Raw genomic sequence first — 2,809 nt, forward strand, 5'->3', positions numbered from 1 at the left:
ATTTACACACCAGCGTTTTACATCTCTACCGCGAATCAGGGGTTTTAAAACTTCAGCAGATGAAGGATGATCGCTAATTAATTGGTCTTTGACTGTCTTATCAACCACAAAAGCTTGATTGAAACCTGTTAACACACCACGGTAAAAACGTCCATTTACATATTCTCCCAAGGGGATGCCGGATGCCTTCAGCTTTTCTAATAACTTCAAGACAGCAGGAGATTCTAGGCGCCAACCTTCGGGGGTGAGTTGTCTTTGCTGAATCAAGAAACTTTTAGTTGTAAATAGAGAGTCGAAGTCTTCTAGAGAATCTTCAGGCTGCCAATTAAAAACCAACGCCTGATGAGATTCTTTGATATTTGATTCAGTTTTATTGACTAAAATAATACTAGGATAGGCGATCGCCTCAAAGACATTAGCATCTCCAAAGTCGATTAAATATTCTATTTTTCCGGTTGTGGCTAGAAATTGCCGTAACTTTTCACCGTAGTTAGAACGAAAATACTTATTAGAGGAGATATAACTTAAATAACCTCCTGGTTTAAGTAATTGAAGACCTTTTTCAAAAAAGTAAACGTATAAATCAGCAACCCCTGTATAACATTGATAACCTTCTTCTTGTAAAAGTGGTTTTAATTCTTTAATCGCTTCTTGTCTCACATAGGGGGGATTGCCGATAACTAAATCAAAGCCGCCAATAGATTCAAATACGTCTCGAAAGTGTAGATAGTATTGAAAGAAATTAAGGGCAATTTCTCCTTTTTGAACATTTTCCCTAAGTTTTTCCAAGTCAGCCAACTTATCAGCTATCTCTTGTTTTTCCTTTTCCCATTTTTTACTAGTTTTCCCCTTCATGGAGTGAAGTTGTCTACTTATATCACCTAACCTTCCTTGATAGAATTGGCGGCGGTCATCTATAGCTACTTGAAAAATATTTCTTTCGGCGGCGATGATTTCTTGTCTTAAATGATGTCTTGCTTCATTTTGCACTTGAAAATATTCTTTTTGCAGCTTCAGTAGGGGTAAAATCGCTTGTTGAATGGGAGTTACTTCTAACATTAGTTGTTTCCCCTGTTGAGGTGTGGGTATTAATTGTTCGCCGTTAATCTTCTCAATCAGAGAATTACCACACATTAACTTATAGTCAAGATTAGGCAGAGGTTCAACATTTTCTATCTGGGGTATATCTACTACTAAAGATAGCCACATTCTTAATTTAGCGATTTCTATGGCTTCGGGTTTAATATCTACTCCATATAAGTTATTAGCAATAATTTCTCGTTTCCACTCTGTGATCAAAAGACTACCCCTATTGATAGTCATGCCTTCACGTTTGGCGATTATCTGTTTAATCTGAAGAATTGTTTGCATTAATCCCAGAGGGAAGGCGCCACTACCTACGGCGGGGTCTAAGGATTTGAGTTGGGTTAAGGCTTCTTTGATGCTTTTTGCCTGTTGTGGGGTGATTAATTTATTTAGTTGGGATTCATCAGTATCTAAATCTATAGACACAATTTTCTCTACATCTTCTAAGGGAATGGCGGTGGTATCTGCTAGGTAGCGGGTGAGAGATTGTTTACAGATAAACTGAACAATTTTACGAGGTGTATAGAAAGTTCCTGTTTGACTGCGTTCTGGAGCTGTTAACATATTCTCAAATACTTTACCTAGCATTTCTGGATCTACAGCTACGTTTTCTTCTTCTGGGGTATTTTCGCTAACGGTAAAGTTGTATTTGTTGAAAAAGTTTAATATGCTGTTATCTTCTTGGGGATGAAAGAGGCGATTGGGTAATAGTATCTGGTTTGGGGTTTGATTGCCTAAGGCGTCTTGAATATTCGGTCCATAATCCCGGTCAAATAAGCCACCATTTAGGTAAGGAATTTTACCCCACTGTGATGTCATATTTTCTCTGTGTCGGTTGAGGGTGTCAAAAAATAGGGGTTCTAGAAATTGCTGATAGAAGTTAGTATCTTCTATATTTGCTTGTTTGGGGTAATGGGTGGTTAAAAAAGAGCGATCTCCTCCTAGAAATTCTTTCTTTTGTAGGAAGTAGAGAAACATAATTCTCCCTAGGAGTCTTTGGCAGAATTGATAGAGGCGATTTTTGTCTTCAAAGTAGGGGTGAGGGTTGTATTGTTTAACGATATCTTGAACTAGGTTAAACAGTTGTTTGTAGCCACTGTAGAAATGTTTGGTTAGTTGTTCAACATCAAAGGCTTTACAGTGTTTTTGATATAGTTTTTCGGGATCTTCTCCTTCGTAGGCGATCGCCTCTAATCTGTCTCGGTCATAGTTAGTAGGATTTTGGCGGTCTACTAATAGTTTCCGTATACTAAAAAATAATTCTAATGGTTTGCCTTGGAGTGTTTGACGAGGATTAACGAACATTAACTGATTATAGTCATTAGTGCCTATCAGTAAAAATTTACTCGGACGTTTACATAAGTGTTTAGCAATAACTTGGAGGCGATGACTGGTTAATTCTTCTGGTTGTAATTCTAACAGGATTACTTGCAGGCTTTTATCGTGGTCAGTTATATTAGCGATCATATAGGAGTTTTGTAGACTTTCGGCACTTCTAGGGGGTAAGTCTAGGTCTACGGGGTTGGCTAAGGCGTCATAACCCAATTTCTTGAATAAGCCTGCTACTTTGTGGCGGTCATCGGCATATCTCAAGTCATCTAATTGGAGGTATCTTTTAGCCATATCAGTATTTAGAGAGATTTAATCATACTATCCTTGGGATAATTATACGCTCTCTATGGTCGCTCTCTTGAGATTATGGTGTAGATTGTCGTCATTTTTT

The 2,809-nt window shown here is 37.9% G+C and carries 1 protein-coding gene; it reads right to left on the bottom strand.

Features of this window, described 5'->3' with window-relative positions:
• A partial coding sequence (locus tag MW688_RS09005) for an Eco57I restriction-modification methylase domain-containing protein (RefSeq protein ID WP_486735633.1) occupies positions 1–2,709 on the bottom strand: 2,709 nt, incomplete at its 3' end.
• Positions 2,710–2,809: the final 100 nt, after the last annotated feature.

It is taken from the genome of Johannesbaptistia floridana (assembly GCF_057440575.1).